The 24,265-nt window shown below is 63.5% G+C and carries 33 protein-coding genes; all 33 read right to left on the reverse strand.

The genetic code is table 11. From position 1 onward, the window contains the following. Positions 1-69 precede the first annotated feature (69 nt). The 33 genes from AC2TC0_RS02180 to AC2TC0_RS02340 all read right to left on the reverse strand — a co-directional run bounded on the left by AC2TC0_RS02180 (position 70) and on the right by AC2TC0_RS02340 (position 24,201). Positions 70-711: an SRPBCC family protein gene (locus AC2TC0_RS02180; protein WP_484715849.1), complete on the reverse strand. Its 642-nt coding sequence runs from the start codon at positions 709-711 to the stop codon at positions 70-72. A 124-nt stretch (positions 712-835) separates the two neighbouring features. Next, on the reverse strand, positions 836-1,489 hold the full coding sequence (locus AC2TC0_RS02185; RefSeq protein WP_484715850.1) for an adenylate kinase: 654 nt from the start codon (positions 1,487-1,489) through the stop codon (positions 836-838). Positions 1,490-1,544: 55 nt separating this feature from the next. Further along, positions 1,545-2,918 carry a preprotein translocase subunit SecY gene (secY, locus tag AC2TC0_RS02190; protein WP_484715851.1) on the reverse strand — a complete coding sequence of 458 codons (1,374 nt, stop codon included), beginning with the start codon at positions 2,916-2,918 and terminating at the stop codon, positions 1,545-1,547. 147 nt (positions 2,919-3,065) lie between these two features. Further along, complete coding sequence (rplO, locus tag AC2TC0_RS02195) at positions 3,066-3,548, reverse strand: 50S ribosomal protein L15 (protein WP_484715852.1); 483 nt, start codon at positions 3,546-3,548, stop codon at positions 3,066-3,068. Positions 3,549-3,603: 55 nt separating this feature from the next. Then, entirely contained in the window at positions 3,604-3,783 is a 180-nt protein-coding gene (gene rpmD, locus AC2TC0_RS02200; RefSeq protein WP_484715853.1) for a 50S ribosomal protein L30, read from the reverse strand. Between the two features lie 6 nt (positions 3,784-3,789). Next, on the reverse strand, positions 3,790-4,476 hold the full coding sequence (gene rpsE, locus AC2TC0_RS02205; protein ID WP_484715854.1) for a 30S ribosomal protein S5: 687 nt from the start codon (positions 4,474-4,476) through the stop codon (positions 3,790-3,792). A gap of 3 nt (positions 4,477-4,479) precedes the next feature. Further along, positions 4,480-4,833: a 50S ribosomal protein L18 gene (gene rplR, locus AC2TC0_RS02210; RefSeq protein ID WP_484715855.1), complete on the reverse strand. Its 354-nt coding sequence runs from the start codon at positions 4,831-4,833 to the stop codon at positions 4,480-4,482. A gap of 3 nt (positions 4,834-4,836) precedes the next feature. Next, entirely contained in the window at positions 4,837-5,370 is a 534-nt protein-coding gene (gene rplF, locus AC2TC0_RS02215) for a 50S ribosomal protein L6 (RefSeq protein ID WP_484715856.1), read from the reverse strand. 2 nt (positions 5,371-5,372) lie between these two features. Further along, complete coding sequence (rpsH, locus tag AC2TC0_RS02220) at positions 5,373-5,777, reverse strand: 30S ribosomal protein S8 (protein WP_484715857.1); 405 nt, start codon at positions 5,775-5,777, stop codon at positions 5,373-5,375. 12 nt (positions 5,778-5,789) lie between these two features. Continuing rightward, the gene (gene rpsN, locus AC2TC0_RS02225) at positions 5,790-6,095 is read right to left on the reverse strand and encodes a 30S ribosomal protein S14 (RefSeq protein WP_484715858.1); all 306 of its coding nucleotides are present in this window, start codon (positions 6,093-6,095) and stop codon (positions 5,790-5,792) included. 55 nt (positions 6,096-6,150) lie between these two features. Continuing rightward, entirely contained in the window at positions 6,151-6,729 is a 579-nt protein-coding gene (gene rplE, locus AC2TC0_RS02230) for a 50S ribosomal protein L5 (RefSeq protein ID WP_484715859.1), read from the reverse strand. Beyond that, the gene (gene rplX, locus AC2TC0_RS02235; protein WP_484715860.1) at positions 6,729-7,043 is read right to left on the reverse strand and encodes a 50S ribosomal protein L24; all 315 of its coding nucleotides are present in this window, start codon (positions 7,041-7,043) and stop codon (positions 6,729-6,731) included. The genes rplE and rplX overlap by 1 nt, the downstream gene beginning before the upstream one ends. Before the next feature lie 2 nt (positions 7,044-7,045). Next, a complete protein-coding gene (gene rplN, locus AC2TC0_RS02240; RefSeq protein WP_484715861.1) occupies positions 7,046-7,414 on the reverse strand; it encodes a 50S ribosomal protein L14 in 369 nt (122 codons plus the stop codon). A 71-nt stretch (positions 7,415-7,485) separates the two neighbouring features. After that, entirely contained in the window at positions 7,486-7,764 is a 279-nt protein-coding gene (gene rpsQ, locus AC2TC0_RS02245; RefSeq protein WP_484715862.1) for a 30S ribosomal protein S17, read from the reverse strand. Between the two features lie 11 nt (positions 7,765-7,775). Further along, positions 7,776-7,979 carry a 50S ribosomal protein L29 gene (gene rpmC, locus AC2TC0_RS02250; RefSeq protein ID WP_484716458.1) on the reverse strand — a complete coding sequence of 68 codons (204 nt, stop codon included), beginning with the start codon at positions 7,977-7,979 and terminating at the stop codon, positions 7,776-7,778. An 11-nt stretch (positions 7,980-7,990) separates the two neighbouring features. Further along, positions 7,991-8,422 carry a 50S ribosomal protein L16 gene (gene rplP / locus AC2TC0_RS02255; protein ID WP_484715863.1) on the reverse strand — a complete coding sequence of 144 codons (432 nt, stop codon included), beginning with the start codon at positions 8,420-8,422 and terminating at the stop codon, positions 7,991-7,993. An 11-nt stretch (positions 8,423-8,433) separates the two neighbouring features. After that, on the reverse strand, positions 8,434-9,141 hold the full coding sequence (gene rpsC, locus AC2TC0_RS02260; RefSeq protein ID WP_484715864.1) for a 30S ribosomal protein S3: 708 nt from the start codon (positions 9,139-9,141) through the stop codon (positions 8,434-8,436). A gap of 1 nt (position 9,142) precedes the next feature. Further along, entirely contained in the window at positions 9,143-9,523 is a 381-nt protein-coding gene (gene rplV, locus AC2TC0_RS02265; protein WP_484715865.1) for a 50S ribosomal protein L22, read from the reverse strand. After that, the gene (gene rpsS, locus AC2TC0_RS02270; protein ID WP_484715866.1) at positions 9,523-9,795 is read right to left on the reverse strand and encodes a 30S ribosomal protein S19; all 273 of its coding nucleotides are present in this window, start codon (positions 9,793-9,795) and stop codon (positions 9,523-9,525) included. Before rpsS ends, rplV begins: the two co-directional genes overlap by 1 nt. A gap of 3 nt (positions 9,796-9,798) precedes the next feature. Next, positions 9,799-10,635 carry a 50S ribosomal protein L2 gene (rplB, locus tag AC2TC0_RS02275; protein ID WP_484715867.1) on the reverse strand — a complete coding sequence of 279 codons (837 nt, stop codon included), beginning with the start codon at positions 10,633-10,635 and terminating at the stop codon, positions 9,799-9,801. Between the two features lie 16 nt (positions 10,636-10,651). Next, on the reverse strand, positions 10,652-10,960 hold the full coding sequence (locus AC2TC0_RS02280; RefSeq protein ID WP_484715868.1) for a 50S ribosomal protein L23: 309 nt from the start codon (positions 10,958-10,960) through the stop codon (positions 10,652-10,654). After that, positions 10,953-11,576 carry a 50S ribosomal protein L4 gene (rplD, locus tag AC2TC0_RS02285; RefSeq protein ID WP_484715869.1) on the reverse strand — a complete coding sequence of 208 codons (624 nt, stop codon included), beginning with the start codon at positions 11,574-11,576 and terminating at the stop codon, positions 10,953-10,955. Before rplD ends, AC2TC0_RS02280 begins: the two co-directional genes overlap by 8 nt. A 2-nt stretch (positions 11,577-11,578) precedes the next feature. Next, the gene (gene rplC / locus AC2TC0_RS02290; RefSeq protein ID WP_484715870.1) at positions 11,579-12,346 is read right to left on the reverse strand and encodes a 50S ribosomal protein L3; all 768 of its coding nucleotides are present in this window, start codon (positions 12,344-12,346) and stop codon (positions 11,579-11,581) included. 234 nt (positions 12,347-12,580) lie between these two features. Then, a complete protein-coding gene (gene rpsJ / locus AC2TC0_RS02295) occupies positions 12,581-12,892 on the reverse strand; it encodes a 30S ribosomal protein S10 (RefSeq protein ID WP_484715871.1) in 312 nt (103 codons plus the stop codon). A gap of 158 nt (positions 12,893-13,050) precedes the next feature. Then, positions 13,051-14,244, reverse strand: coding sequence for an elongation factor Tu (gene tuf, locus AC2TC0_RS02300; protein ID WP_484715872.1), 1,194 nt, complete (start codon positions 14,242-14,244; stop codon positions 13,051-13,053). 132 nt (positions 14,245-14,376) lie between these two features. Then, on the reverse strand, positions 14,377-16,449 hold the full coding sequence (gene fusA / locus AC2TC0_RS02305; protein ID WP_484715873.1) for an elongation factor G: 2,073 nt from the start codon (positions 16,447-16,449) through the stop codon (positions 14,377-14,379). Between the two features lie 84 nt (positions 16,450-16,533). Next, positions 16,534-17,004, reverse strand: a complete 471-nt coding sequence (gene rpsG / locus AC2TC0_RS02310) for a 30S ribosomal protein S7 (RefSeq protein WP_484715874.1) — start codon at positions 17,002-17,004, stop codon at positions 16,534-16,536. Between the two features lie 70 nt (positions 17,005-17,074). Beyond that, positions 17,075-17,446, reverse strand: a complete 372-nt coding sequence (rpsL, locus tag AC2TC0_RS02315) for a 30S ribosomal protein S12 (RefSeq protein ID WP_484715875.1) — start codon at positions 17,444-17,446, stop codon at positions 17,075-17,077. Positions 17,447-17,664: 218 nt separating this feature from the next. Next, on the reverse strand, positions 17,665-18,624 hold the full coding sequence (locus AC2TC0_RS02320; RefSeq protein ID WP_484715876.1) for a septation protein IspZ: 960 nt from the start codon (positions 18,622-18,624) through the stop codon (positions 17,665-17,667). 9 nt (positions 18,625-18,633) lie between these two features. Further along, entirely contained in the window at positions 18,634-19,920 is a 1,287-nt protein-coding gene (locus AC2TC0_RS02325) for an amidohydrolase family protein (protein ID WP_484715877.1), read from the reverse strand. After that, the gene (locus tag AC2TC0_RS02330) at positions 19,917-20,810 is read right to left on the reverse strand and encodes an alpha/beta hydrolase fold domain-containing protein (RefSeq protein ID WP_484715878.1); all 894 of its coding nucleotides are present in this window, start codon (positions 20,808-20,810) and stop codon (positions 19,917-19,919) included. The genes AC2TC0_RS02325 and AC2TC0_RS02330 overlap by 4 nt, the downstream gene beginning before the upstream one ends. 17 nt (positions 20,811-20,827) lie before the next feature. Then, positions 20,828-21,787, reverse strand: coding sequence for an isoaspartyl peptidase/L-asparaginase family protein (locus AC2TC0_RS02335; protein WP_484716459.1), 960 nt, complete (start codon positions 21,785-21,787; stop codon positions 20,828-20,830). 50 nt (positions 21,788-21,837) lie between these two features. Next, positions 21,838-24,201: a S8 family serine peptidase gene (locus AC2TC0_RS02340; RefSeq protein WP_484715879.1), complete on the reverse strand. Its 2,364-nt coding sequence runs from the start codon at positions 24,199-24,201 to the stop codon at positions 21,838-21,840. Positions 24,202-24,265: the final 64 nt, after the last annotated feature.

Below are 24,265 nucleotides of genomic sequence, written 5' to 3' on the forward strand. Positions count from 1 at the left end.
TGGCTGTGGTTCGTTATCCTGAAACAAGTTCAGGATGACGAAAAGAGGGAACGAAATCAGCGACCGCCGTCAATCTTCCGGCGCTTCCTCTTCCTTTTTCGCGTCCTCTGCCAGCGCCTTGGCGGTAGCGGCCAGATCGCCTTCCTCTTTTGCCGCCGCGCTCTCGGCGGGCAGCGCGCCACCCAGTGCCTTAGCAAGGCCAGCGAGCTGCTGGCCAATCACGCCGTCGACAGCGGGGGCGATGTCGGCAACCTTGAAGCGCATATAGCCGCCGACAACATAGTCGAAGCGGATGATGCTGCCGCCCTCGACCGCTTTGATCTGGATGGTCAGCGTGCCGGTGACCGCCTCCCCCTGCAGTGGGCCAAGCGCGCCCGACAGGCGGAGCAGCTCGCCGGGCTTGGCAAAGAGAATGCGCGCGTGCTGGACGCTGCCCATCATGCCTTCGCTGCCGGGCAGCTTTTCGCAGAAGCAGCCGCCCGCCTGGGCGTCCATCCAGAAATTGGCGGCATCGCCCGACCAGCTATGATCACCCGACCACCAGCTTTGGGGCGCGCGCAGCATTTTCCAAACGTCGGCAGGACTGGCCGCGACGCGCGCGCTGTGCGCAGCGGTGAAGCCGGCGTCGCTCTGGTCGATGACCTTGGCGGCGGCGGGGAGTGGGGCAAGGGCGAGACCCAACGCCATAGCGAACCATCTCGATTTGCGCATTCTCAAGCCCCCCTTTTCATTCCCGCGAAAGCGGGAAACCATCTCCCAAGCGCGCCGATTAACGCAAGTTTGGAGGAAAGGCGACAGCCGGAGATGGATTCCCGCCTGCGCGGGAATGACGAGGTTATTTTTTGATAATGGCCTCAATGGCTTCGCCCACCGCATCCATGCTGGCCATACCGTCGACGCGCGCGACAATGCCGCGGCTCTCATAGATCGGCAGGATTGGCGCGGTTTTGGCGCGATATTCGGCCATGCGCGTGCGCACGGTTTCTTCATTGTCATCGGGGCGACGTTTGAAGTCGGTGCCGCCGCATTTGTCGCACGTGCCCGCCTTAGCCGGCAGTTTGTGGCGGTCGTGATAGCCCTCGCCGCAAGTACCGCAAGTGAAGCGGCCGGTAATGCGGTCGACGAGCGCGTCTTCGTCGACCACCAATTCGATGACATGGTCAAGCTTGCGCCCGCGCGATTTCAAAATGGCGTCGAGCGCCTCTGCCTGCGCCGCCGTGCGTGGGTAACCGTCAAAAATCACCGAGGTGCCGGGGGGCAGGCCATCGAGCTTTTCCCCGATCAGGCCCGAGACGATTTCGTCGGAGACCAGCTCGCCTGCGTCCATCACCGCTTTGGCCTGGAGGCCGATGGGCGTGCCCGCCTTCACCGCGGCGCGCAGCATGTCGCCGGTCGACAGCTGGACCATGGCATGCTCATCGACCAGCCGCGCTGCCTGCGTCCCTTTGCCCGCGCCGGGCGGACCCAGCAGGATGATGTCGATGGTCATGCCCTATGCGCCCCCAAGAACCCCAATGCCGTCCTGCCGCGCTGCGCCGCCGCCGTCAACGGCGGACCGCGCCGCCCTTCAGCTTCGATTTCTTGATGAGGTCGGCATATTGGTGCGCGAGCAAATGGCTTTGGATCTGGGTGATGGTGTCGATGGTGACATTGACCACAATCAGCAGGCTGGTACCGCCAAGGTAGAAGGGCAGACCGGCCTGCGCGATGAAATATTCGGGCACCAGGCAGATAACGACCAGATAGGCCGAACCCAGCACGGTGATGCGGGTGAGCACATGGTCGAGATAGGCGGCGGTGTTTTTGCCCGGGCGGATGCCGGGGATAAAGCCGTTCTGGCGCTTCAGATTGTCGGCGGTTTCTTCAGGATTGAAGACCACCGCGACATAGAAGAAGCAGAAGAAGACGATACCAAGCCCATAGAGCAGCATGTAGAGCGGCTGGCCGTGGGCAAGCAGCTGGTTGAGCGTAATGAGAAAGCTGCCCGAGGTCGTGTCACCATCGACGCCCTGTCCCATCAGCTGGGTGATGGTCAGCGGCATCAGCAGCAGCGAGCTGGCAAAGATCGGCGGGATGACGCCGGCGGTGTTGACCTTCAGCGGCAGGTGGCTGCGGTCGGCCTGCATGACGCCGTTCTGCGTCGCGCGCTTGGGATATTGCACCAGCACGCGGCGCTGCGCGCGTTCCATGAAGCTGATGAAGGCGATGATCGCCACCGCGCCGATCAGCACGGCGAGGATGGTGCCGCCGCCGGTGGCGCCCGAACGGCCCTGTTCGAACAATTGGGCAAAGCTGCGCGGCAGCTGAGCCAAAATGCCCGCCATGATAATCAGCGACACGCCGTTGCCGATCCCGCGGCTGGTGATTTGTTCGCCCAGCCACATCAGGAACAAGGTGCCCCCGACGATGCTGATCACCGCCGAGATGCGGAACATCATACCGGGATCGATGACGGCATTGATGCCCGAGGTTTGACCCAATGTTTCGAGGCTGAGCGCGACGAAATAGCCCTGGATCGCGGTCAGTGCGACGGTGCCGTAGCGGGTATATTGGTTGAGCTTCTTGCGCCCGCTTTCGCCCTCTTTCTTAAGCGCCGCGAGCGTTGGCGACAGCGCCGAGGCCAGCTGCACCACGATCGAGGCGGTAATATAGGGCATAACGCCGAGCGCAATGATGCTCATGCGTTCGAGGCTGCCGCCTGAAAAGGTGTTGAAAATGTCGAGCACGCCGCCCGAGGCTGCTTGCTGATAAAGCCGCGCCAGCGCGACCGGATCGACGCCCGGCAACGGCACGAACGACAAAAAGCGGAAAACGATCAGCGCGCCGATGGTGAACCAGATGCGGTTCTTGAGTTCGGTCGCCTGCCCGAATTTCGAAAAATTGAGATTGGCTGCCAGTTGATCGGCGCGAGAGGCCATCGACGCTTGTCCTTAATAGCTTAGCTGCGGCCCCACCCCGGCGCGACCTTTGCGCCTAAATGCGGATGCCACGGCGCAGTTGCAAGGGGGAAGCGGCATTATGGCGAAAGGGGCGGTGGCATTGCGGCCCCGCCCCTTCGTTGATTGTCAACCTTCAGCGGCCTCAGCCGCCTTGGCGGTCTGTTTGACCGTGCCGCCAGCCTTTTCCACCGCGGCCACCGCGCTCGCCGAAGCGCCCGCGACTTCAAAGTTCAGTTTCGCGGTCAGTTCGCCCTTGGCAAGCAGGCGCACGCCATCCTTGCCGCCGCGGGCCACGCCAGCGGCTTTGAGCGCGGCGTGATCGACCACGGCCTTGGCATCGAGCTTTTTCGCATCGACCAGCTTCTGGATCATGCCCAGATTGACGATGGCATAGTCGGTGCCGAAGATATTGTTGAAGCCGCGCTTCGGGATGCGCATGTGCAGCGGCATCTGGCCGCCTTCAAAGCCGTTGATGGCCACGCCCGAGCGTGCCTTCTGGCCCTTTTGCCCGCGCCCGGCGGTCTTGCCCTTGCCCGAGCCGATGCCGCGTCCGACGCGCATCCGGCCCTTGCGGGCGCCATCATTGTCACGAAGATCGTTGAGTTTCATTGTCTTGCACTCGCTTTCGCTATGTTCGCGCTAAATTTCAGGAACGACGAAGGTCTTAGCCTTCGACTACTTCCACCATATGGGGCAGCTTGCGGATCATGCCGCGCACTTCGGGGCTGTCTTCCAGCTCGACGACGCGGTGCATCTTGCCGAGGCCCAGCCCGGTCAGGATCTTGCGCTGGCTCGACGGACGACGGATCGGCGAGCCGACCTGCTTAATCTTGATCTTGGCCATGCTTGCTTACTCCGTCACAGCGGCGGCTTCGGCGTCAGCAACCTTGGCCGAGGCGCCACCGCGCTTCAGCAGGTCCGAAACCTTCTTGCCGCGGCGCTGCGCCACCGATTTGGGGCTGGTCTGTTCGCCCAGCGCCTCAAAGGTCGCGCGCACCATGTTATAGGGGTTCGAGGTGCCGACCGATTTGGTCACCACATCGGCAACGCCCAGCGATTCGAACACCGCACGCATCGGGCCACCTGCGATGATGCCGGTCCCGGCGGGAGCCGAACGCACCGTAACATTGCCCGCGCCGAAATGGCCGCGGCCGTCATGGTGCAGCGTCCGGCCATCCTTCAGCGGCACGCGGATCATTGCCTTTTTGGCAGCGGCGGTCGCTTTCGAGATGGCCTCGGGCACTTCGCGCGCCTTGCCATGGCCGAAGCCAACGCGGCCCTTGCCGTCGCCGACCACCACGAGCGCGGCGAAGCCGAAGCGCTTACCGCCCTTCACCGTTTTCGACACGCGGTTGATGTGGACGAGCTTTTCAATCAGCTCTTCGCCGCCTTCTTCGCCATCGCGCGGAGGACGCCGTTCGTCGCGGCGACCACGGTTGCCGCCGCCATCGCGGCCACCACGACCGCCGCGGCCGCGGCGCGGCGCGCCAGCGTCTTCGGTGGCGGGGACTTCGGCGTTCATTACTTCATCAGCCATGTCTTAAAACTCCAATCCGCCTTCGCGCGCGGCATCGGCCAGCGCCTTGATGCGGCCATGGAACAGGAAGCCGCCACGGTCGAACACGACCTGCGTCACGCCCGCCTTCTTGGCAGCGGCGGCAATGCGCTTGCCCACTTCGGCAGCAGCAGCCGAGGTCGCGCCAGCCACGCCGCGCACGTCCTTGTCGAGCGTCGAGGCGGCGGCGAGCGTCGTCCCGGCAGCATCGTCGATGACCTGCGCATAAATGTGGCGGCCCGAACGGTGCACCGACAGGCGCGGACGACCGGCAGCGCGCTGGCGCAGGGCAGTGCGCACCCGCTGGCGGCGTTTTTGAAAGGGGGTAAGATGTGCCATGGCTTACTTCTTCTTGCCTTCTTTGCGGAAGATGAACTCGCCGCGATATTTGATGCCCTTGCCCTTATAGGGTTCGGGCTTGCGCCAACGGCGGATTTCCGCCGCGACCTGGCCGACCTTTTGCCGGTCGATGCCGCTGATTTCGACCGTGGTGTTGTCCGGGGTCTTGATCTCGATCCCTTCGGGGATCGCGTAATCGACATCGTGGCTGTAGCCGAGCTGCAGCTTCAACGTGCGGCCCTGCGCGTTGGCACGGTAGCCAACGCCGGTGATTTCCAGCACCTTGGTGAAGCCGTCGGTCACGCCGGTGACGAGGTTCTGGACCAGCGTGCGCTGCATGCCCCAGAACGCGCGAGCGCGCTTCGTGGCATTGGCGGGCTGGACCGAAATCTCGCCTTCGCGGACTTCGTAGCTGATGTCATCGAACAGCGGCAGCGACAGCGTGCCCTTCGGCCCCTTAACCGACAGCGTGCCCGCTTCGATCGAGGCCGAGACACCGCCCGGCAATGCCACGGGTTTCTTGCCAATACGCGACATGATCAGAATACCTCCGCCAACACTTCGCCGCCGACGTTGAGTTCGCGCGCTTCGGCATCCGAAAGCACGCCGCGCGGCGTCGAGACGATGGTGATGCCGAGGCCGTTGCGCACGATCGGCAGTTCTTTCGAACCCGAATAGACGCGGCGGCCCGGCTTGGACACGCGGGCGACATGCTGGATCGCCGGCTGGCCTTCGAAATATTTCAGCTCGATGCGCAGGCCCTTGTGCTGGCCCTTGGCACCCAGCGCTTCTTCGCTGTAGCCGCGGATATAGCCTTCGCGCTGGAGCACGTCGAGCACGCGGACGCGCAGCGTCGAGGCGGGCGTCAGGACGCTGTCCTTCTTCGCGCGCTGGCCGTTGCGGATGCGGGTGAGCATATCACCCAGAGGATCGGTCATTGCCATCTTGCGTCTTCCTTACCAGCTCGACTTCACGACGCCCGGGATCAGGCCCTTGTTGGCCAGATCGCGAAGCTGCACGCGGCACAGCCGGAATTTGCGATAGTAAGCGCGCGGACGCCCGGTCAGCTCGCAGCGGTTGCGGATGCGGGTCGGGTTACCGTTGCGCGGAATTTCCGCCATCTTCAGGCGCGCGATCATCCGCTCGCCCTCGTCGAGCGAGGTGTCCTTTGCCATCGCCTTCAGCTTCGCATAGCGGCCGGCATATTTCTTCACCAGCTTCTTGCGACGCTCATTCTTGTTTACCGAACTCAGTTTCGCCATGACTTAAGTTCTCTTTCCTTGTCGGTCAGAGGAACCAGCATGATCCGTCTAGGGATCAGGCTGCTTCCTTCTCCTGGGCTTCGATCGGGAAGGGGAAGCCGAACAGCCGGAGCAGTTCGCGGGCTTCGTCATCCGTCCGCGCGGTGGTGGTCACGATCACATCCATGCCGCGCACCTGGTCGATGCGGTCATAGTTGATTTCGGGGAAGATGATCTGTTCCTTGAGGCCGAGGGCATAGTTGCCACGACCGTCAAAGCTCTTCGCCGACACGCCGCGAAAGTCGCGGATGCGCGGCATCGCAATGGTGATCAGCCGGTCGAGGAATTCGTACATCCGCTCGCGGCGCAGCGTCACCTTGCAACCGATCGGCATGCCTTCGCGCAGCTTGAAGCCGGCAATCGACTTCTTCGCCTTGGTGATTACCGGCTTTTGCCCGGCAATCAGTTCCATTTCGGCAGCGGCCGTTTCGACCTTCTTCTTGTCCTGGACCGCGTCGCCCACGCCCATGTTGAGCGTGATCTTTTCGATCTTCGGCACTTCCATTGCATTTTTGTAACCGAATTTCTCGGTCATCGCCTTGATGATCTTGTCATCATAGAGCGACTTCATGCGCGGGGTATATTTGTCAGCCATTACAGGGTCTCCCCGCTCTTGACGGCGACGCGGACCTTCTTGCCGTCCTTGACCTCGAAGCGCACGCGCGTCGGTTTGCCGGTCTTGGGGTCGGCAATCGCAACCTTGCTGGCAGCAAGCGGCGCTTCGCTCCGCTCAAGCCCGCCCTGCGGGTTGGTCTGGGTCGGCTTTTTGTGCCGCGTGATGATGTTGACGCCAGCGACGATAACCTTGCCGTCCTTCGGCAGGCTCTTCGTCACTTCGCCGGTCTTGCCCTTGTCCTTGCCGGACAGGATGACGACGGTGTCGCCCTTTTTGATTTTGGCCATGCCCATGATTACAGCACCTCCGGCGCCAGGCTGATGATCTTCATAAACCCGCGGCCGCGCAGTTCGCGCACGACGGGGCCAAAGATACGCGTGCCGATGGGCTCTTCATTCTTGTTGATCAGCACGGCGGCATTGCCGTCGAAGCGGATCACGCTGCCGTCGGCGCGGCGCACATCCTTGCGCGTGCGAACGATGACGGCGCGGTGGACGTCGCCCTTCTTCACCTTGGTGCGCGGCTGGGCTTCCTTCACCGACACGACGATGATGTCGCCGACACCCGCGGTGCGGCGCTTGGAGCCGCCCAGCACCTTGATGCACTGGACGCGCTTGGCGCCGCTGTTGTCGGCGACCTCCAGCTGTGACTGCATCTGGATCATCGATGCATTTCCTTCCTTTTCGGCCTACCGGGCCATCCCGGCGGTTCCAGCAAAATCAACGCCTGGGGCAATCAGCCTTCGGCAGCGGGGGCGGCGGCTTGCGGCGTCGCGCGGGTATCGACCTTGTCGAGCACGCGCCACGTCTTCAGCTTTGAAATCGGCCGCGTCTCTTCGATGCGGACGGTCTCGCCGGCCTTGAATTCATTGGCCTCGTCATGGGCATGATATTTCTTCGACTGGCGAATAATTTTGCCATAGAGCGGGTGCTTAACCTTGCGCTCCACTTTCACGACGACGGTCTTGTCGCCTTTGTCGGACACCACGGTGCCGGTCAGAATGCGCTTTGGCATCTGGGTGCTCCTTACTTCGCCGCCGAGCGCGCGCGCTCGGTCTGGACGGTCTTGATACGCGCGATCGAGCGGCGGACTTCTTTTACCCGCGACGCTTTTTCCATCTGGCCGGTGGCAGCCTGAAACCGCAGGTTGAACGCCTCGCGCTTCAGCTCGCCCAATGATTCCGCCAGCTGGTCGTCGGTCTTGGTGCGCAGGTCGGTGGTTTTTTCCATAGCCATGGCCCTTAACCCTCCAGATGCGAGGTGTCGCCGAGGCGGGCAACGACCTTCGTCTTGATCGGCAGCTTCATTGCAGCGCGTTCGAATGCCAGCGCAGCGACCGGACCCGGCACACCGTCGAGTTCGAACAGGATGCGGCCCGGCTTAACCCGCGCGGCCCAGAATTCGGGCGAACCCTTGCCCTTACCCATACGGACTTCGGCAGGCTTCGACGATACCGGCAGGTCGGGGAACACGCGGATCCACAAACGGCCCTGGCGCTTGATGGCGCGGCTGATCGCGCGGCGCGCCGCTTCGATCTGGCGCGCGGTGATGCGCTCGGGTTCCATCGCCTTCAGCCCGTAGGAGCCGAAGTTGAGGTCGGTACCGCCCTTGGCGTTGCCGTGGATGCGGCCCTTGAACGCCTTGCGGAACTTGGTTTTTTTCGGTTGCAACATGTCAGCTGTCCTTACCGGCGGTCTTCGCGCGCCGGGCGCACGCCCGTGGTCTGCGCGTCGAGCATCAGGCGGTCGGTCGCCATCGGGTCATGGCCCAGGATTTCGCCCTTGAAGATCCAGACCTTGATCCCGCACACGCCATAGGCAGTGTGGGCTTCGGCTTCGGCATAGTCGACGTTGGCACGCAGCGTATGCAGCGGCACGCGGCCTTCGCGATACCATTCGGTCCGCGCGATTTCCGCGCCGCCGAGACGACCTGCACAGTTGATGCGAATGCCTTCGGCGCCGAGGCGCATAGCCGACTGCACCGCGCGCTTCATCGCACGGCGGAAGGCCACGCGGCGCTCGAGCTGGTCAGCAATGCCCTGGCCGACAAGCTTGGCGTCAACTTCGGGCTTGCGGATTTCGACGATGTTGAGCGACACTTCGCTGCCGGTGAAAGCGCCCAGCGCCTTCTTCAGCTTTTCGATGTCGGCACCCTTTTTGCCGATAATCACGCCCGGACGTGCGGCATAGACCGACACGCGGCACAGCTTTGCGGGACGTTCGATCACCACCTTCGAGATCGCGGCCTGCGGCAGCTCCTTGAAGATATACTGGCGGATCTTCAGATCCTCGATCAGCATGCGGCCATAGTCGCCGCCTTCGGCGAACCAGCGGCTGTCCCAGGTGCGGTTGACCTGCAGGCGCAGGCCGATCGGATTGCTCTTCTGGCCCATCTTACGCCTCTTCTGCTTGTTCTTGAACGACGATGCGGATGCGGCTGAACGGCTTGATGATGCGCGTCGATTTGCCGCGGCCACGCGCGTGCCAGCGCTTCATCGAGATCGACTTGCCGACGCTCGCTTCCTTGACGACGAGCGCATCGACGTCGAGGTTGTGATTGTTTTCCGCGTTGGCAACGGCGCTGGCAAGCACCTTGCGCACGTCAACCGCCATCGCCTTCTTCGAGAAAGCGAGCACGTTCATCGCATCTTCGACCTTGCGGCCGCGGATCAGCGCCGCAACGAGGTTCAGCTTTTGCGCCGAACCGCGAATCTGCGTGCCAACCGACAGCGCCTCGTTTTCCGCCACGCGGCGGGGAGCTTTAGGCTTGGACATCAGCGTTTGCCCTTCTTGTCAGCAGCGTGGCCGGGGAAGAAGCGCGTCGGCGCAAATTCGCCCAGCTTCATGCCGACCATGTCTTCGTTGACCGACACCGGCACGAATTTGCGGCCGTTGTAGACGTTGAAGGTGAGCCCAACGAACTGCGGCAGGATGGTGGAGCGGCGCGACCAGGTCTTGATCGGCGCGGTGCTGCCTTCGCCTGCGGCTTCGGCCTTTTTCAGCAGGTGCAGGTCGACAAACGGACCCTTCCAGACGGAGCGTGCCATGACTTACCTCTTCTTCTTCGCATGGCGCGACCGGATGATCATGCCATCGGTGCGCTTGTTGTTGCGGGTGCGGGCACCCTTGGTCGGCTTGCCCCACGGGGTGACCGGGTGGCGGCCGCCCGAGGTGCGGCCTTCACCACCGCCATGCGGGTGGTCGACCGGGTTCTTGGCAACGCCGCGCGTCAGCGGCTTTTTGCCTGCCCAGCGATTGCGGCCGGCCTTGGCGAGCGTCTGGTTGGCGTTGTCAGGGTTCGACACCGCACCCACCGAGCCCATGCATTCGCCGCGGATATAGCGCTGTTCGCCCGAGTTGAGGCGGACGATGACGAGGCCGCGGTCACGGCCGACAACCTGTGCATAGGTGCCAGCAGCACGTGCGATCTGACCGCCCTTGCCAGGCTTCATCTCGATGTTGTGGACGATTGTCCCCACCGGCATTTGCGCCAGTTCCATCGCATTGCCCGGCTTTACGTCGGTCTTCTTGCCCGCGACGACGGTATCGCCAACGGCCAAGCGCTGCGGCGCGAGGATATAGGTCTGGGTGCCGTCTTCGTAGCGCAGCAGCGCGATGAAGGCGGTGCGGTTGGGGTCATATTCCATCCGCTCGACCGTGGCCGGCATGTCCCACTTGCGGCGCTTGAAATCGACAATGCGATAGCGCTGCTTGTGTCCGCCGCCGATGCCGCGCGAGGTGACATGGCCCATATTGTTGCGGCCGCCGGTCTTCGACTTGCCTTCGGTCAGCGCCTTGACGGGCTTGCCCTTCCACAGCTTCGACCGGTCGACCAGAATCAGGCCGCGCTGGGCGGGGCTGGTCGGATTATAGGATTTGAGTGCCATTTTTCCGTTTCCTCGCTCAAACGCCCGTGGTGACGTCGATCGACTGGCCTTCGGCCAGCGTCACAATCGCCTTTTTGACGTCGCTGCGGGTATAGGGTTTGCCCTTCCAGCGCTTGGTCTTGCCCTTGGTAACCATGGTGTTGACCTTGGTGACCTTGACATCGAACAACGCTTCGACCGCCGCCTTGATGGCGGGCTTGGTCGCATCGTCCGCCACCTTGAAGACCACCGCATTATTTTCGCTGAGCAGCGTCGATTTTTCGGTGATCACCGGGGCGAGGATGACGTCGTAATGACGCGCATCGATGGTTTTTGCCTTAGCCATTGCAACGTGCCTCCAGCTTTTCGACCGCAGCGCGGGTCAGCACCAGCGTGTCGGCACGCAGGATGTCGTAAACATTGGCACCGATGGCGGGCAGCGCGTCGACCCCGATCAGGTTGGCGGAGGCCAGCGCAAAGCTGGTTTCCACGGCGTCACCGTCGATGAACAGCGCCCGGCCAAAGCCCAGCTTGTCGAGCTGGCCAGCGAGCGCCTTGGTCTTGGCGTCCTTGAGCGCCAGTGTGTCGAGCACGACCAGCTTGCCGCCCAGCGCCTTGTCCGACAGCGCCATTTTCAGGCCCAGCGTGCGGATCTTCTTGTTGAGGCTGTGGCCAAAGGTGCGGGCACGCGGACCATGCGCCTTACCACCACCGATGAACACCGGGGCGCGGCGATCGCCGTGACGCGCCGTACCGCCGCCCTTCTGGCGACCGAACTTCTTGCCGGTGCGCGCAACGTCGCTGCGCTCGCGCGCGGCGCGGGCCGGGCCGCGCCGCTTTTCCAGCTGCCACGTGACGACGCGGTGCAAAATGTCGGCGCGCGGCTCGACACCGAACACGGCATCGTTCAGCTCGACATCGCTGCCGGCTTTGCCTTCAAGGGTTTGAACCTTGACCTTCATGATCAGGACTCCTGCGCGCCGTCGGCTGCCACTTCGGCGGCTGCGGTGTCTTCCGCAGGCGTCGCGGCAGGCGCGTCGTGATTGTTGGCGTTGGCCGCGCTCTTGATCGCGGCGGGATAGGGCGCTTCGGGGTGACGCGGCAGCTTGACCGCATCATTGACCATCAGCCAGCCGCCCTTCGAGCCCGGGACTGAGCCCTTGACGAACAGCAGCCCGCGCTCGGCGTCGGTGCGCACGATTTCCAGATTCTGCTGGGTGCGGTTGCGCGCGCCCATATGACCGGCCATCTTCTTGTTCTTGAAGACGCGGCCCGGATCCTGGCGGTTACCGGTCGAACCATGCGCACGGTGCGAGATGGACACGCCGTGGGTGGCGCGCATACCGCCGAAACCCCAGCGCTTCATCGCACCGGCAAAGCCCTTGCCCTGCGTTACGCCCGAGACATCGACGATCTGGCCAGCGACGAAATGGTCGGCCGAAATTTCGGCGCCCACTTCGAGCACGGCATCGTCAGCGACGCGGAATTCGACAAGCTTCGCCTTGGGCTCCACTTCGGCCTTGCCGAACTGGCCGCGCTGCGGCTTGGCAACATTCTTCGCTTTGGCGCTGCCTGCGCCAAGCTGGACGGCGACATAGCCATCGCGATCTTTTTCGCGCACGGACACGACCTGACAGCCTTCGAGGCTCAGGACGGTCACGGGAACATGGCGGCCGTCTTCCTGGAACAGCCGGGTCATCCCCATCTTTCGCGCGATCACGCCAGTACGCATGATCAAACTCCTCAACAGAGGCCGGGCGGGACCATCCCGCGCGGCTTGCCAACCCGATATTTTAGCTGCGCCCCGTCCGGGCTGAATGTCCTCTCCACCAGCGGAGGGACAAGACGGGGGACGCAGCCCGGTGAAAATCCTCTCACAAGAGGCACCGGCGGTATCCACCCTATCGTGGCGTCAGGCTATTGCCTGACCGATAGAGGCCCCCGCTTTCGCGGGAGCTGTGTTGGCTTACGCCAACTTGATCTCAACATTTACACCGGCGGCCAGATCGAGCTTCATCAGCGCGTCGACCGTCTGCGGCGTGGGCTGCACGATATCGAGCAGCCGCTTGTGGGTGCGCACCTCAAACTGCTCGCGCGACTTTTTGTCGATATGCGGGCCGCGGTTCACGGTGAATTTTTCAATGCGCGTCGGCAGCGGGATGGGACCGCGAATAAGCGCGCCGGTGCGGCGGGCCGTGTCGGCGATGTCGCCAGTGGCCTGATCCAGCACGCGGTGGTCAAAAGCCTTGAGGCGGATGCGAATATTCTGCGTTTCCATGACTATTCCAGTCGAATCCCGTCTGACGATGCGAAAGAGCCGAAATGGCCCGCGCCGACCCCCAATGAGGGAGGCCGGTGAGGCCATTCAAAATCCCAAAAGCTACGGGCCGCGCGATTTTGCCGAATCAGGCGAATCGCGCGGCTCGCGGCCCTATATTACTTCGTGATGTCCGCGACAACCCCTGCACCAACGGTGCGGCCACCTTCGCGGATAGCGAAGCGCAGACCCTGGTCCATGGCAATCGGGGCAATCAGCTTCACGCTCAGCTGGACGTTGTCGCCCGGCATCACCATTTCCGTGCCTTCGGGCAGAACGACTTCGCCGGTCACGTCGGTGGTGCGGAAGTAGAACTGCGGACGATAGTTGGCGAAGAACGGCGTGTGACGGCCGCCTTCATCCTTCGACAGCACATAAACTTCCGAGGTGAATTCGGTGTGCGGCTTGATCGAGCCGGGCTTGCACAGCACCTGACCACGCTCCACTTCTTCACGGCCGACGCCGCGGATCAGCGCACCGATGTTATCGCCAGCCTGGCCCTGGTCGAGCAGCTTGCGGAACATTTCGACGCCGGTAACGACGGTCTTCTTGGTGTCCTTGATGCCGACGATTTCGACTTCTTCACCCACCTTGACGATGCCGGTTTCGACACGGCCGGTAACGACGGTGCCGCGACCCGAGATCGAGAACACGTCTTCGATCGGCATCAGGAACGGCTTGTCGAGCGGACGCTCGGGCTGCGGGATCCAGCTGTCGACAGCGTCCATCAGCTTCAGGATCGCGTCCTTGCCGATGGCGTCGTCGCGGCCTTCGAGTGCGGCCAGCGCCGAACCCGGGATGATCGGAATATTGTCGCCGTCGAAATCGCGCTTCGACAGTTCTTCGCGGATTTCCAGCTCAACCAGTTCGAGCAGTTCAGGATCGTCCAGCTGGTCGACCTTGTTCAGGAAGACCACCATGGTCGGCACGCCAACCTGCTTGGCGAGCAGGATGTGCTCCTTGGTCTGCGGCATCGGGCCGTCAGCGGCCGACACCACCAGGATCGCGCCGTCCATCTGGGCGGCACCGGTGATCATGTTCTTCACATAGTCGGCGTGGCCCGGGCAGTCGACGTGCGCATAGTGGCGCGCGTTGGTTTCATATTCGACGTGTGCGGTCGAAATGGTGATGCCGCGCTCGCGCTCTTCGGGCGCCTTGTCGATGTTGGCGAAGTCGACGGCCGCGTTGCCGGCGACGTTTTCGGCCAGCACCTTGGTGATCGCTGCGGTCAGCGAGGTCTTGCCATGGTCGACGTGACCGATGGTGCCGATGTTGCAGTGCGGCTTCGTCCGCTCAAATTTAGCCTTGGCCATTTTCGTTAAACCCTCAACTTTGGATTGATTGATGTTCAGACACGGACGAGCGCCTGCTGAAACAAGGCGCCGCCCTTAGTCGGCTTTCTATGGTGAAGCAAGCCCTGTGCGCGCCAAAACCGGCGGCGCGCGTCAGGCCATCTTCGCTTTCACTTCTTCGGCAACGTTCGTCGGCACTTCTTCATAGTGCGAGAATTGCATCGTGTACTGCGCGCGCCCCTGCGTAAAGGAGCGCAGCTGGTTCACATAGCCGAACATATTGGCGAGCGGGACCAGCGCCTCGACGACCTGGGCGTTCCCCCGGCTGTCGGTGCCCTGAATCTGCCCGCGGCGGCTGTTCAAATCGCCGATGACGTCGCCCATGAAGTCTTCGGGCGTCACGACCTCGACCTTCATCACTGGTTCGAGCAGCTTAATGCCGGCCTTGGCCGCGACTTCGCGCATTGCCGCGCGGCCCGCAATTTCGAACGCCAGCGCCGAGGAGTCGACGTCGTGATAGGCGCCGTCCACCAGCTTGATTTCGAAATCGATGATCGGGAAGCCGATCATGTGACCGTTTTCGGCCGATTCGCGGAAACCCTTTTCCACCGCCGGGATATATTCGCGCGGAATGTTGCCGCCCTTGATCTCGTCGATGAAGCTGATGCCCGAACCACGCTCGCCTGGGGCCACCTGCACCTTGACGCGACCGAACTGGCCCGAGCCGCCCGACTGCTTCTTGTGGGTGTAATCGACCTCGACCGCGCGGGCGAGCGATTCGCGATAGGCCACCTGCGGCGCGCCGACATTGGCCTCGACCTTGAATTCGCGCTTCATGCGGTCGACAAGGATGTCGAGGTGCAATTCGCCCATGCCCTTGATGATCGTCTGGCCCGATTCATGGTCGGTCGAAACGCGGAACGAAGGGTCTTCGGCAGCCAGACGGTTGAGCGCAACGCCCATCTTTTCCTGGTCGGCCTTGGTCTTGGGTTCGACCGACAGCTCGATCACAGGTTCGGGGAATTCCATCCGCTCGAGGATGATCGGCGCGCGTTCGGCGCACAGCGTGTCCCCGGTGGTGGTTTCCTTCAGACCCGCCAGCGCAACGATGTCGCCCGCATGCGCCTCGTCAATGTCTTCGCGGCTGTTGGCATGCATCAGCAGCATGCGGCCAACCTTTTCCTTCTTGTCCTTGACCGAGTTCAGATAGCTGCCCTTGGTCAGCGTACCCGAATAGATGCGCACGAAGGTAAGGCTGCCCACGAACGGGTCGTTCATGATCTTGAATGCCAGGCCCGAGAAGGGCGCGGCGTCGTCGGTGGGACGGCTGTCGGGCTGATCGGTGTCGGGGTTGATGCCCTGCACGTCTTCGATGTCGAGCGGCGAGGGCAGATAGTCGACCACCGCGTCGAGCAAAGGCTGCACGCCCTTGTTCTTGAACGCCGAGCCGCAGCACACCGGCACAAAGGCCTGTGCCAGCGTGCCCTTGCGGATCAGCTTCTTCAGCGTCGCGGTGTCGGGCAGATTGCCTTCCAGATAGGCTTCCATCGCGTCATCGTCCTGCTCGACGGCAAGCTCAATCAGCTTTTCGCGATATTCGGCAGCCTTGTCGGCAAGGTCGGCGGGGATTTCTTCATAGAAGAATTCGGCGCCGAGCGATTCATCCTTCCAGATGATCGCACGGTTTTCGACGAGGTCGACGAGGCCCTTGAGGTCGGCTTCGATGCCGATGGGGATATAGAGCACCGCCGGGGTCGCACCCAAGCGGTCGATGATCGACTGGACGCAATATTCGAAGTTGGCGCCGGTGCGGTCGAGCTTGTTGATGAAGCACATCCGCGGCACTTTATATTTGTCGGCCTGGCGCCACACCGTTTCCGACTGCGGCTCCACGCCGGCCACGCCGTCGAAACAGGCAACCGCGCCGTCGAGCACGCGCAGCGAGCGTTCGACTTCGATGGTGAAGTCGACGTGACCGGGGGTGTCGATGATGTTGATGCGGTGGTCATTCCAGAAACAGGTGGTCGCCGCGCTGGTGATCGTGATCCCGCGCTCTTGTTCCTGCTCCATCCAGTCCATGGTGGCCGCACCGTCGTGGACTTCACCGATCTTGTAGGACTTGCCGGTGTAATAAAGGATGCGCTCGGTCGTCGTCGTTTTGCCGGCGTCGATGTGCGCCATGATGCCGATATTCCGGTAACGCTCAAGCGGATGGCTGCGGGCCATGATAGTTACTCCAATTGCCCGGCGACCGGGCGGGTGGTGTCGAAAAAATGCCCCTCTCCCCAAGCGCGGGGAGAGGAAAAACAATTACCAGCGGTAATGGCTGAAGGCACGGTTGGCTTCGGCCATGCGGTGGGTGTCTTCGCGCTTCTTCACCGCGTTGCCGCGGTTGTTCGAGGCGTCGAGTAGTTCGCCCGACAGACGGCCGGCCATCGTCGGCTCGCTGCGGTTGCGCGCCGCGGTGATCAGCCAGCGAATGGCGAGCGCCTGCGCGCGCACGTCGCGCACTTCGACCGGCACCTGATAGGTCGCCCCGCCGACGCGGCGGCTGCGCACTTCGATGTTCGGCTTTACGTTATTCAGCGCATCGTGGAACACGCCGAGCGGCTCCTTCTTGGCGCGGGCCTCGACAGCTTCAAGTGCACCGTAAACGATGCTTTCGGCCACCGACTTTTTCCCGTCGAGCATGACGGAGTTCATAAATTTGGTCAGCACCACATCCCCGAAGCGGGGATCGGGAAGGACTTCGCGGCGTTCAGGACGGCGACGACGTGCCATGGGTAATTCCTTTGTCTAACAGCGTCCCGACGCATGGCGCTCTAGGGACGATCAACTGCGAATAAGCCGATTACTTCGGGCGCTTGGCGCCGTACTTCGAACGCGACTGCTTGCGATCCTTAACGCCCTGCGTGTCGAGCACGCCGCGCAGCACATGATAGCGCACGCCGGGCAAGTCGCGCACACGCCCGCCGCGGATCAGCACAACGCTGTGTTCCTGCAGGTTGTGGCCTTCGCCAGGAATATAGGTGATCACTTCGCGCGCATTGGTCAGGCGGACCTTGGCCACCTTGCGCAGCGCCGAGTTGGGCTTTTTCGGGGTCGTGGTATAGACACGGGTGCAAACGCCGCGCTTTTGCGGGTTCGCTTCCATCGCGGGCACTTTGGACTTCGCCTTCTGCGGGTCCCGGCCCTTGCGGACCAGCTGGTTGATCGTGGGCATGAATGCTTCACCTTAAATTGTCCGCCCATCGGAGCGAACGGTTACTGTGCCAGCCCTTACGAAGCGCGGTCCAAAAACAGCAAAAAGACCCCGGATAGTCCAAAGGACCCCGGAGGCTTCGTAAAGCGCCAACAATGTTCAAGCGCTGTTGTGTCAGGAAATGGCGGGAACCCGCTGTTTCCGGACGTGGGGGCCGTTAGCGGGGATTCGCGCGGGGGTCAAGGGGTGGGGTTGGCTCCTGCGGCACCGCCCGGGCTTTGCCGTGACCATTGAATGGCAACCAGTGCCAGCAGGAATGCGACAAACACGTCAAGAAAGGTGGTATAGAACAGCCAGACGTCGGTTGATGTAGTGCGCGCCACAGTCCAATTGGCACCAGCCATGGCCAGACCGACCATGCCCATCGACAAGGATAGCCGCGCCGGGACGATATCGCGGTAGGCCATATATCGCGACAAAGCCTGACCCAGCCAGCGGCCACCGAGCAGACCATCGGTCAGAAAGGCGGAGGCCGCGATCAGGCCCATGATCGTCGAGCGTTGCTTGACCCATTCCTCGTCCTGAAAGAACCAGGCGAACGCGGCAGACAACAGCAGCATGATGATGCCGAAACTCGCCAAGCCGCCTAGCAGATCGATGCGGGTAATGCGCTGGATTACCAGCAGGATGATTCCCGCTGCCGCGCCGCCCAGCGCGGCCTCGGTCAGCCCGACATATTTGCCGACAACAAAAAACATCAGCCCCAATGCGATATCGACCATGATGGGGACCCGGTTGGCACGCAGCTTTTCCATGTCATAGGCCGATTGACCATCTGCCGCTTGCCCAGCGATCATTCGGCGCGCCCGTTCTGGCAGGATGATTGGCGTGCCCGGATGGCTTTCGTAAACAAGTTGGTCGTCCACCCGCGCCGCCACCGCGACGTTCCACCAATTATAGTAGCCGGACTCGACCGTCAGCATGCGTCCGCTGGGCAACCGCGCTGTTATGCGGTGGTTGCGCACCGCTTCCTGACCGGTCATCGGCGTGAAATCCCAGCCATGCTCCACCCCGGCGATGGTCAGCACGCTGGTCATACCCTTAAAGCCGGCGCGATAAACAAGCGTGCACGCCAGACCATCCGCCATGAAGTTGCGGCGATAGGTCCAAATCCGGAGACCCGATGACGGTGAATCCATCGCCTGCGTCTAGTCGACCACCGTCCCGCGCACCATAACAAAGTCCATTTGCGTCAGCACCTTCACATCGCTCAGCGGATCGCCGCTGACCGCGATGATGTCGGCGCTTTTGCCAGGTTCGATCGTGCCAATGTCCTTGGACAGGCCCAGCAGGTCGGCGGCATTGACGGTGGCCGCCTGAATTGCGGTCATCGGGGTCATGCCATTGGCGACCATCAGTTCAAATTCATCGGCGTTGCGGCCATGTTTCGAAACGCCCGCGTCGGTGCCGAAGGCGATCTTCACGCCGCGCGGGACAAGCACCTGCAGCGTTTTTCCCGTGATGTCGATGCGCCATTTAATCTTGGCGAGCACATCGGGTTCATAGGCGTCGGGGTTGGCGGCGAGCCGTTCTTTATAGCCGTTCACGGTCGACAGCGTCGGGACATAATAGGTTTTCGATTTGGCCCACAGCGCGATGACTTCTTCGGTCAGCATCGTGCCATGTTCGATCGAATCCACGCCCAGTTTCAGCGCCTGCAGCGTGCCATCAGCCCCGTGCGAATGGACCGCGACCTTGCGCCCGAACATGCGCGCCGTGGCGACCACCGCGGCGGCTTCGTCGTCGAACATCTGGCTGCCCAGCCCGGCGCCGATGCGGCTGTTGACGCCGCCGGTGATGGTCATTTTGATGACATCGGCGCCGCGCCCGATCTGATGCCGCGTCGCCGCGCGGCAGGCATCGGCGCCGTCACAGATATTGCCCTGGCCGGCAAACAGCGGGCGCAGCTCGTCACGGAAACCCAGCGCGTCGTCGCTGTGCCCCGATGTCCCGGAGATTGACGAGCCGGCATCGAGGATGCGCGGCCCCATCGCTTTCCCCGCATTGACCGCATCGCGCAGCGCGATGACCGCGCCGTCGCCATCGCCCAGATTGCGCACGGTGGTGAAGCCCGCGCGCAGCGTCTTCATCCCGTTCGCCTGCGCATTGAACGCCTGCGCCGCGGGCGACAGGGTGACGCTTTCGAGCTGCCCCGCCAGCCCGCCCGCGTCGCTGGTGAGGTGGACATGGCTGTCGATCAGACCGGGGAGCACAAATTTGTCCTTAAGGTCGATCAACCGCGCGCCCGCTGGTCCCGGCTGATGCCCGTCGCTGACACTGACAATTTTGCCATCATCGACGACAATCGTCGCCGGACCACGCGGGGCCTTGCCCGGCTGATCGAGCAGCTTGCCCGCGTGGATGACGGTGGTTTCGGCCTGCACCGGCGCGGCGAACGCGATGGCGGCAGTGGCAGCAAGCAAGCGCAGCATCATGGTTTGAATCCTGTTTTGGCGGCGAACCCGGCCATGCGGGCTTGCGCGGCCTTTGATTCGGGGAAGGTAAACATCGGCCAGTCGTGGATCAGGCCCGCCTGTTCCTCATAATCGACCGAAGGCAATTTTTCCTTCAGCCGCCGTGCGTCGGTGACGAGGATGTCGTCGCCGCCGCCGAAGGCGAGGATCGGCGGCAGGCCGCTCCAGTCGCCGTTGATCGGGCTGGCGCGCCAATCGCGCACCCCCGCCGACCCGGCATAAAGCGCACCCGCATCGCGGATACCTGCGATGGTTAGGATGGCGTCGCGCGGCTCGATGCTGCGCTGGTCGGCGTGCGCCGGATCAGCGTCGAGCCAGGGGCAGATGAGCAGCAGCCCCGACGGCATCGGAGCCTTTGCATCGCGTAGCGCCAACGCCGTTGCCGCAGCCAATCCGCCGCCCGCCGAATCGCCGCCCATCAGGGTCGGCGCGCCTTCGCGCGCAACGAAGTCGGCGTAGAAATCGGTGGCAAAGCGCGTTGTGGCCAACGCTTCGCTTTCGGGCGCAAGCGGATAAAGCGGGGCAACAATGCGCCAGCCATATTGGCGCGCCATCACCCCGAAAAAGTCCCAATGCCCCGACATGGGCGGATAGACATAGCCGCCGCCGTGCCAGAACAGCACGGTCGCCGTCACCTCGCCGCGTTCGGGGGCGATGGTCCACACGCAGCGGCCCTGAAATTCGTCATGGCGGACCGCCAAGCCGCTTTCTTGTTTCTGCGTGGGGCCGATGCCGTCGGCGGTCAGTTTGGTGCGGGTGCGGGCGAAGGCATCTCCCCCGGCGAACATGCGGCGGTAAACGCCGGTCCTGCGCAATATGAACCCGGTCAACCGCGCCGCAAAACTCGCCATTGAATGCTCCCCGCCTGTTATTGTTGCGGGGGGTTCTGCCCTTCGTCGCCGTAAATCGCAACCTCGCGCTGCCCGCTGCTGCTGGCGCGCCCGCGATACATGCCCGGCGTGTTGAAACTGAAGCCGTGGGTGCCGTCGGGTGCGACGACGATGACGCCGCCCGAACCGCCGAGTGCCTTTACCTCGGCCATCACGCTGTCGGCCGCGGCTTGCAGGCCCATGCCGCCGAGCCGCACCCGTGCGCAAATTTCTGCCGCCACACCAACCCGAATGAAAAATTCGCCTGCGCCTGTTGCCGACACCGCGCAGGCACGATCGTCGGCATAGGTGCCAGCGCCAATCAGCGGCGAATCGCCAATGCGGCCCCAGCGTTTGCCGGTGAGCCCGCCGGTCGAGGTGGCGGCGGCGACGCTGCCCGACTGATCGACTGCAACCGCGCCGACGGTGCCATATTTAAGATCGACGTCATACCAGCCGAACTGCTTGGACTTCAGCTCCTCCAGCTGCCGCCAGCGTTCGGGGGTGGCGAACCATTCGGGACCAGCCTGTTCCAACCCCTGTTCGCGGCTGAACTGGTCGGCCCCGGTGCGGCTCAAAAACACATGCGGGCTTTTTTCCATCACCGCGCGCGCCAGCTTTACCGGATTTTTTGTTGCCGTTACGCCCGTCACCGCCCCTGCCGCGCGCGTGTCGCCCCGCATCACGGCGGCGTCGAGTTCATTGACGCCCTCATAAGTGAAGACCGCGCCGCGCCCGGCGTTGAAATTGGGGTCATCCTCCAGCACCACCACCGCCGCCTGCACCGCATCAAGCGCGTCGCCACCCCCGGCGAGCACCTTTTCGCCCGCCGCCAGCGCGGCATCGAGCGCCGTACGGATTGCCTTGTCCTGTTCAGGGGTGATGCGGTCGCGGTCGATGGTGCCCGCGCCGCCGTGGATGACGAGCGTCCAGTTTTTGGCGGCGGCGGGCTGGGCCATGGTGAAAAGCATTCCTGCAAGGGCAAGCGCGGTCAGGCGAAAGGTCATGGTCAATAGCCTAGCGTGAATCGCACCGCCGCGCCAAGGTCATCGTCGATAGCGGCAAAATGCCCTGGATCCTGCCGCCACCAACCGTTGAAGCCAAGCGAGGCATCGCCCAGCGGCAAGTGGTAACCAAGCTCGACCACCTTTTCGCGCCCGGATGGCGAGAGCGCCAGGATGCGGCGGCCAAAGTCTGCGGTCCGTGCAAATTCGTCATAGGCGATGGGCAGATCAAGACCCAGCCCGCCGGCCGTTACCCGCAGCGGTTCGGCATAGCGCAGGGCCAAGCGGTCGCCGGGCCAAGCCAATCCGCTGCGCGCAACATCCATCGAAAGCGCGCGAGCCCGCAGCGTCCCTCCGGCAACAAGGCCCGCCCGGTCAGGCCGCGCCGTCAGTCCGGTCCATTCGCCCGCCAGCGACCAGCCACCGGGCAGCTGCAGCGTCACCCCAGCATTTGCAACATGGCTGGTCGCGCCGCCGGCGCCGAACAGCGGGCCGAAGCGTGCGCCGAGCAGGCTGCCGTCTTCGCGCAGCCGCTGCGCCGTCAACGCGAGCGCCAGCGCGCCGAAGCGCCGGTCCCAGCCAACGCCCAATTTGGTATAGCGGCTGTCGCGCGGGTCGCTGGTGCTGCGGCGCGGATCATCCTCCAGCCCGCGCCCTGCGACCCAGCCATTTTCCGCCAGCAACGTGATTTGCCCCCAGCGCCGCGCATCGTGTCGCCAAAGCGCGGCAAGGCTGGGATCGAGCAGCGGCGCCGTTGCATCTCCAGCACGGTGTGCGATCAGGTGGCCGGTGTCGCGCAGACCGCGCTCGCCCGCGAGCAGGCCGTCGAGCGCGCGCCCGGCGGCAAAGCCCAGCCGGTCGCGCGCACCCAATTTGGTCACCAGCGAGGCCGCGAGCGCGCGGGTGCGGCGATCGCCGGTGAAGGATAGCGGCGATGCCGCCCACTCGCCGGGCTGCGGCACAACGGTCAGCGACAGCGCGGTCGGGCCCCGGGCTGCGACGCGCGACACGCCCTGCTGGTCGAGCGCGGGGAGCAGCCGCAGCGCCGGACCCCGCACCACCAGCCCTGGGGCCAGGTCGACATTGAAGGCGCGGCCAAAACCGTCGGTGATGACGCCCAGCGCGCTGCCGCGCGCATCGCCCATCGGTGCGCCCAGGGTGCCCAACGGGTCGCTCAGCGCGACACGCGTACTGGTCCCGGCCAGCGACGTTGCGCCGATCGGCGAAAAGGCGCGGCCCACGTCCAGAATACCGCGCCCGAACACGGCATCATTCCCCGCTGCCCCGGCGTCCTGTGCACTCTGGTAGAGCAGCGCGACAATTTGCTGCGGCGTCAGCGAGGGAAAGCCCTGCGCCACCAGCGCAATGGCCCCGGCAACTTGCGGCGCGGCAAAGCTGGTACCATTCAAGAGAAAGACGAAAGTGCCACTGGGGGTGGTTTCGGTCTGCAGGACACCGTTTTGATAAACGCAGCACACCGAATCGCCGAGCGCGGTCAGATAGCTGCCCGCATAATTGCCCGCGCGGTTTGAAAAATCCGAAATCGCCCGATTTTCGTCCACCGACCCAACGATGATGACCAGATCGCCGCCCGCATCGCGCAGTCCCTGGGCAAAGGGTTCGGGGTTGTTCGGATCATTGCCGTCAGCGGTCGTATCGCCCGAATTGCCCGCCGAGGCGACAATGATCACCCCCGCCGCCGTTGCGCGCGCCACCGCCTGGCGCAGCGTGAAGCCTGGCGGCGTATCACCGCCCAGCGAAATATTGACCACACGCGCACCCGCCGCGACCGCACGGTCAAGGCCCGCGGCAATGGCCGATTCGGGATAGCGGCAACCGTCGGCTTCGGCATCGGGCGAAGTGCCCGCGCAGCTGCCCGCGCGGTCGGCGCGCAGCACCAAGAGGCTGGCGTCATAGGCTATACCAAAGGTCCCGACATCATTTTTGGCGCCGGCCAATATCTGCGCCACCTGCGTCCCGTGGCTGCCCTCGGCATCGATGCTGCGCCCGCCGCCGGTGGCATCAAAGGATTGTGGGTGGATGCGCCCTGCATATTCGGGGCTATCGATGTCGATACCGCTGTCGATCACGCCCGCAATCACGCCCGCACCAGTGATGTTGCGGTTGTACGCCGTCAGCGCATTGTGAAAAGCAAAGCTGTCGGTGCGCCGCGCCTCGGCGGTGTTGAAATTGGTGGCAGGCGGTGTCGGCGTGGGCGTCGGGACCGGCGTGGGGGCCGGTGCCGGGGTCGGGGCCGAGGCAATGGGCGGTGTCGAGCTAACCCCGCCGCCGCTGCCTCCGCAGCCGGCAAGCAGTGCCACGGCAGCCAGTGCCGCCCCAAGTTTCAATGATTTTCGGGTCGGGACCATTTCTCTTCCCCTGATTGCGACCGGGCCCCCGACTGTCGCCGTTGCGCCTTGCCAGTGGGTTAAG

It is taken from the genome of Sphingopyxis sp. sgz302558 (assembly GCF_057220455.1).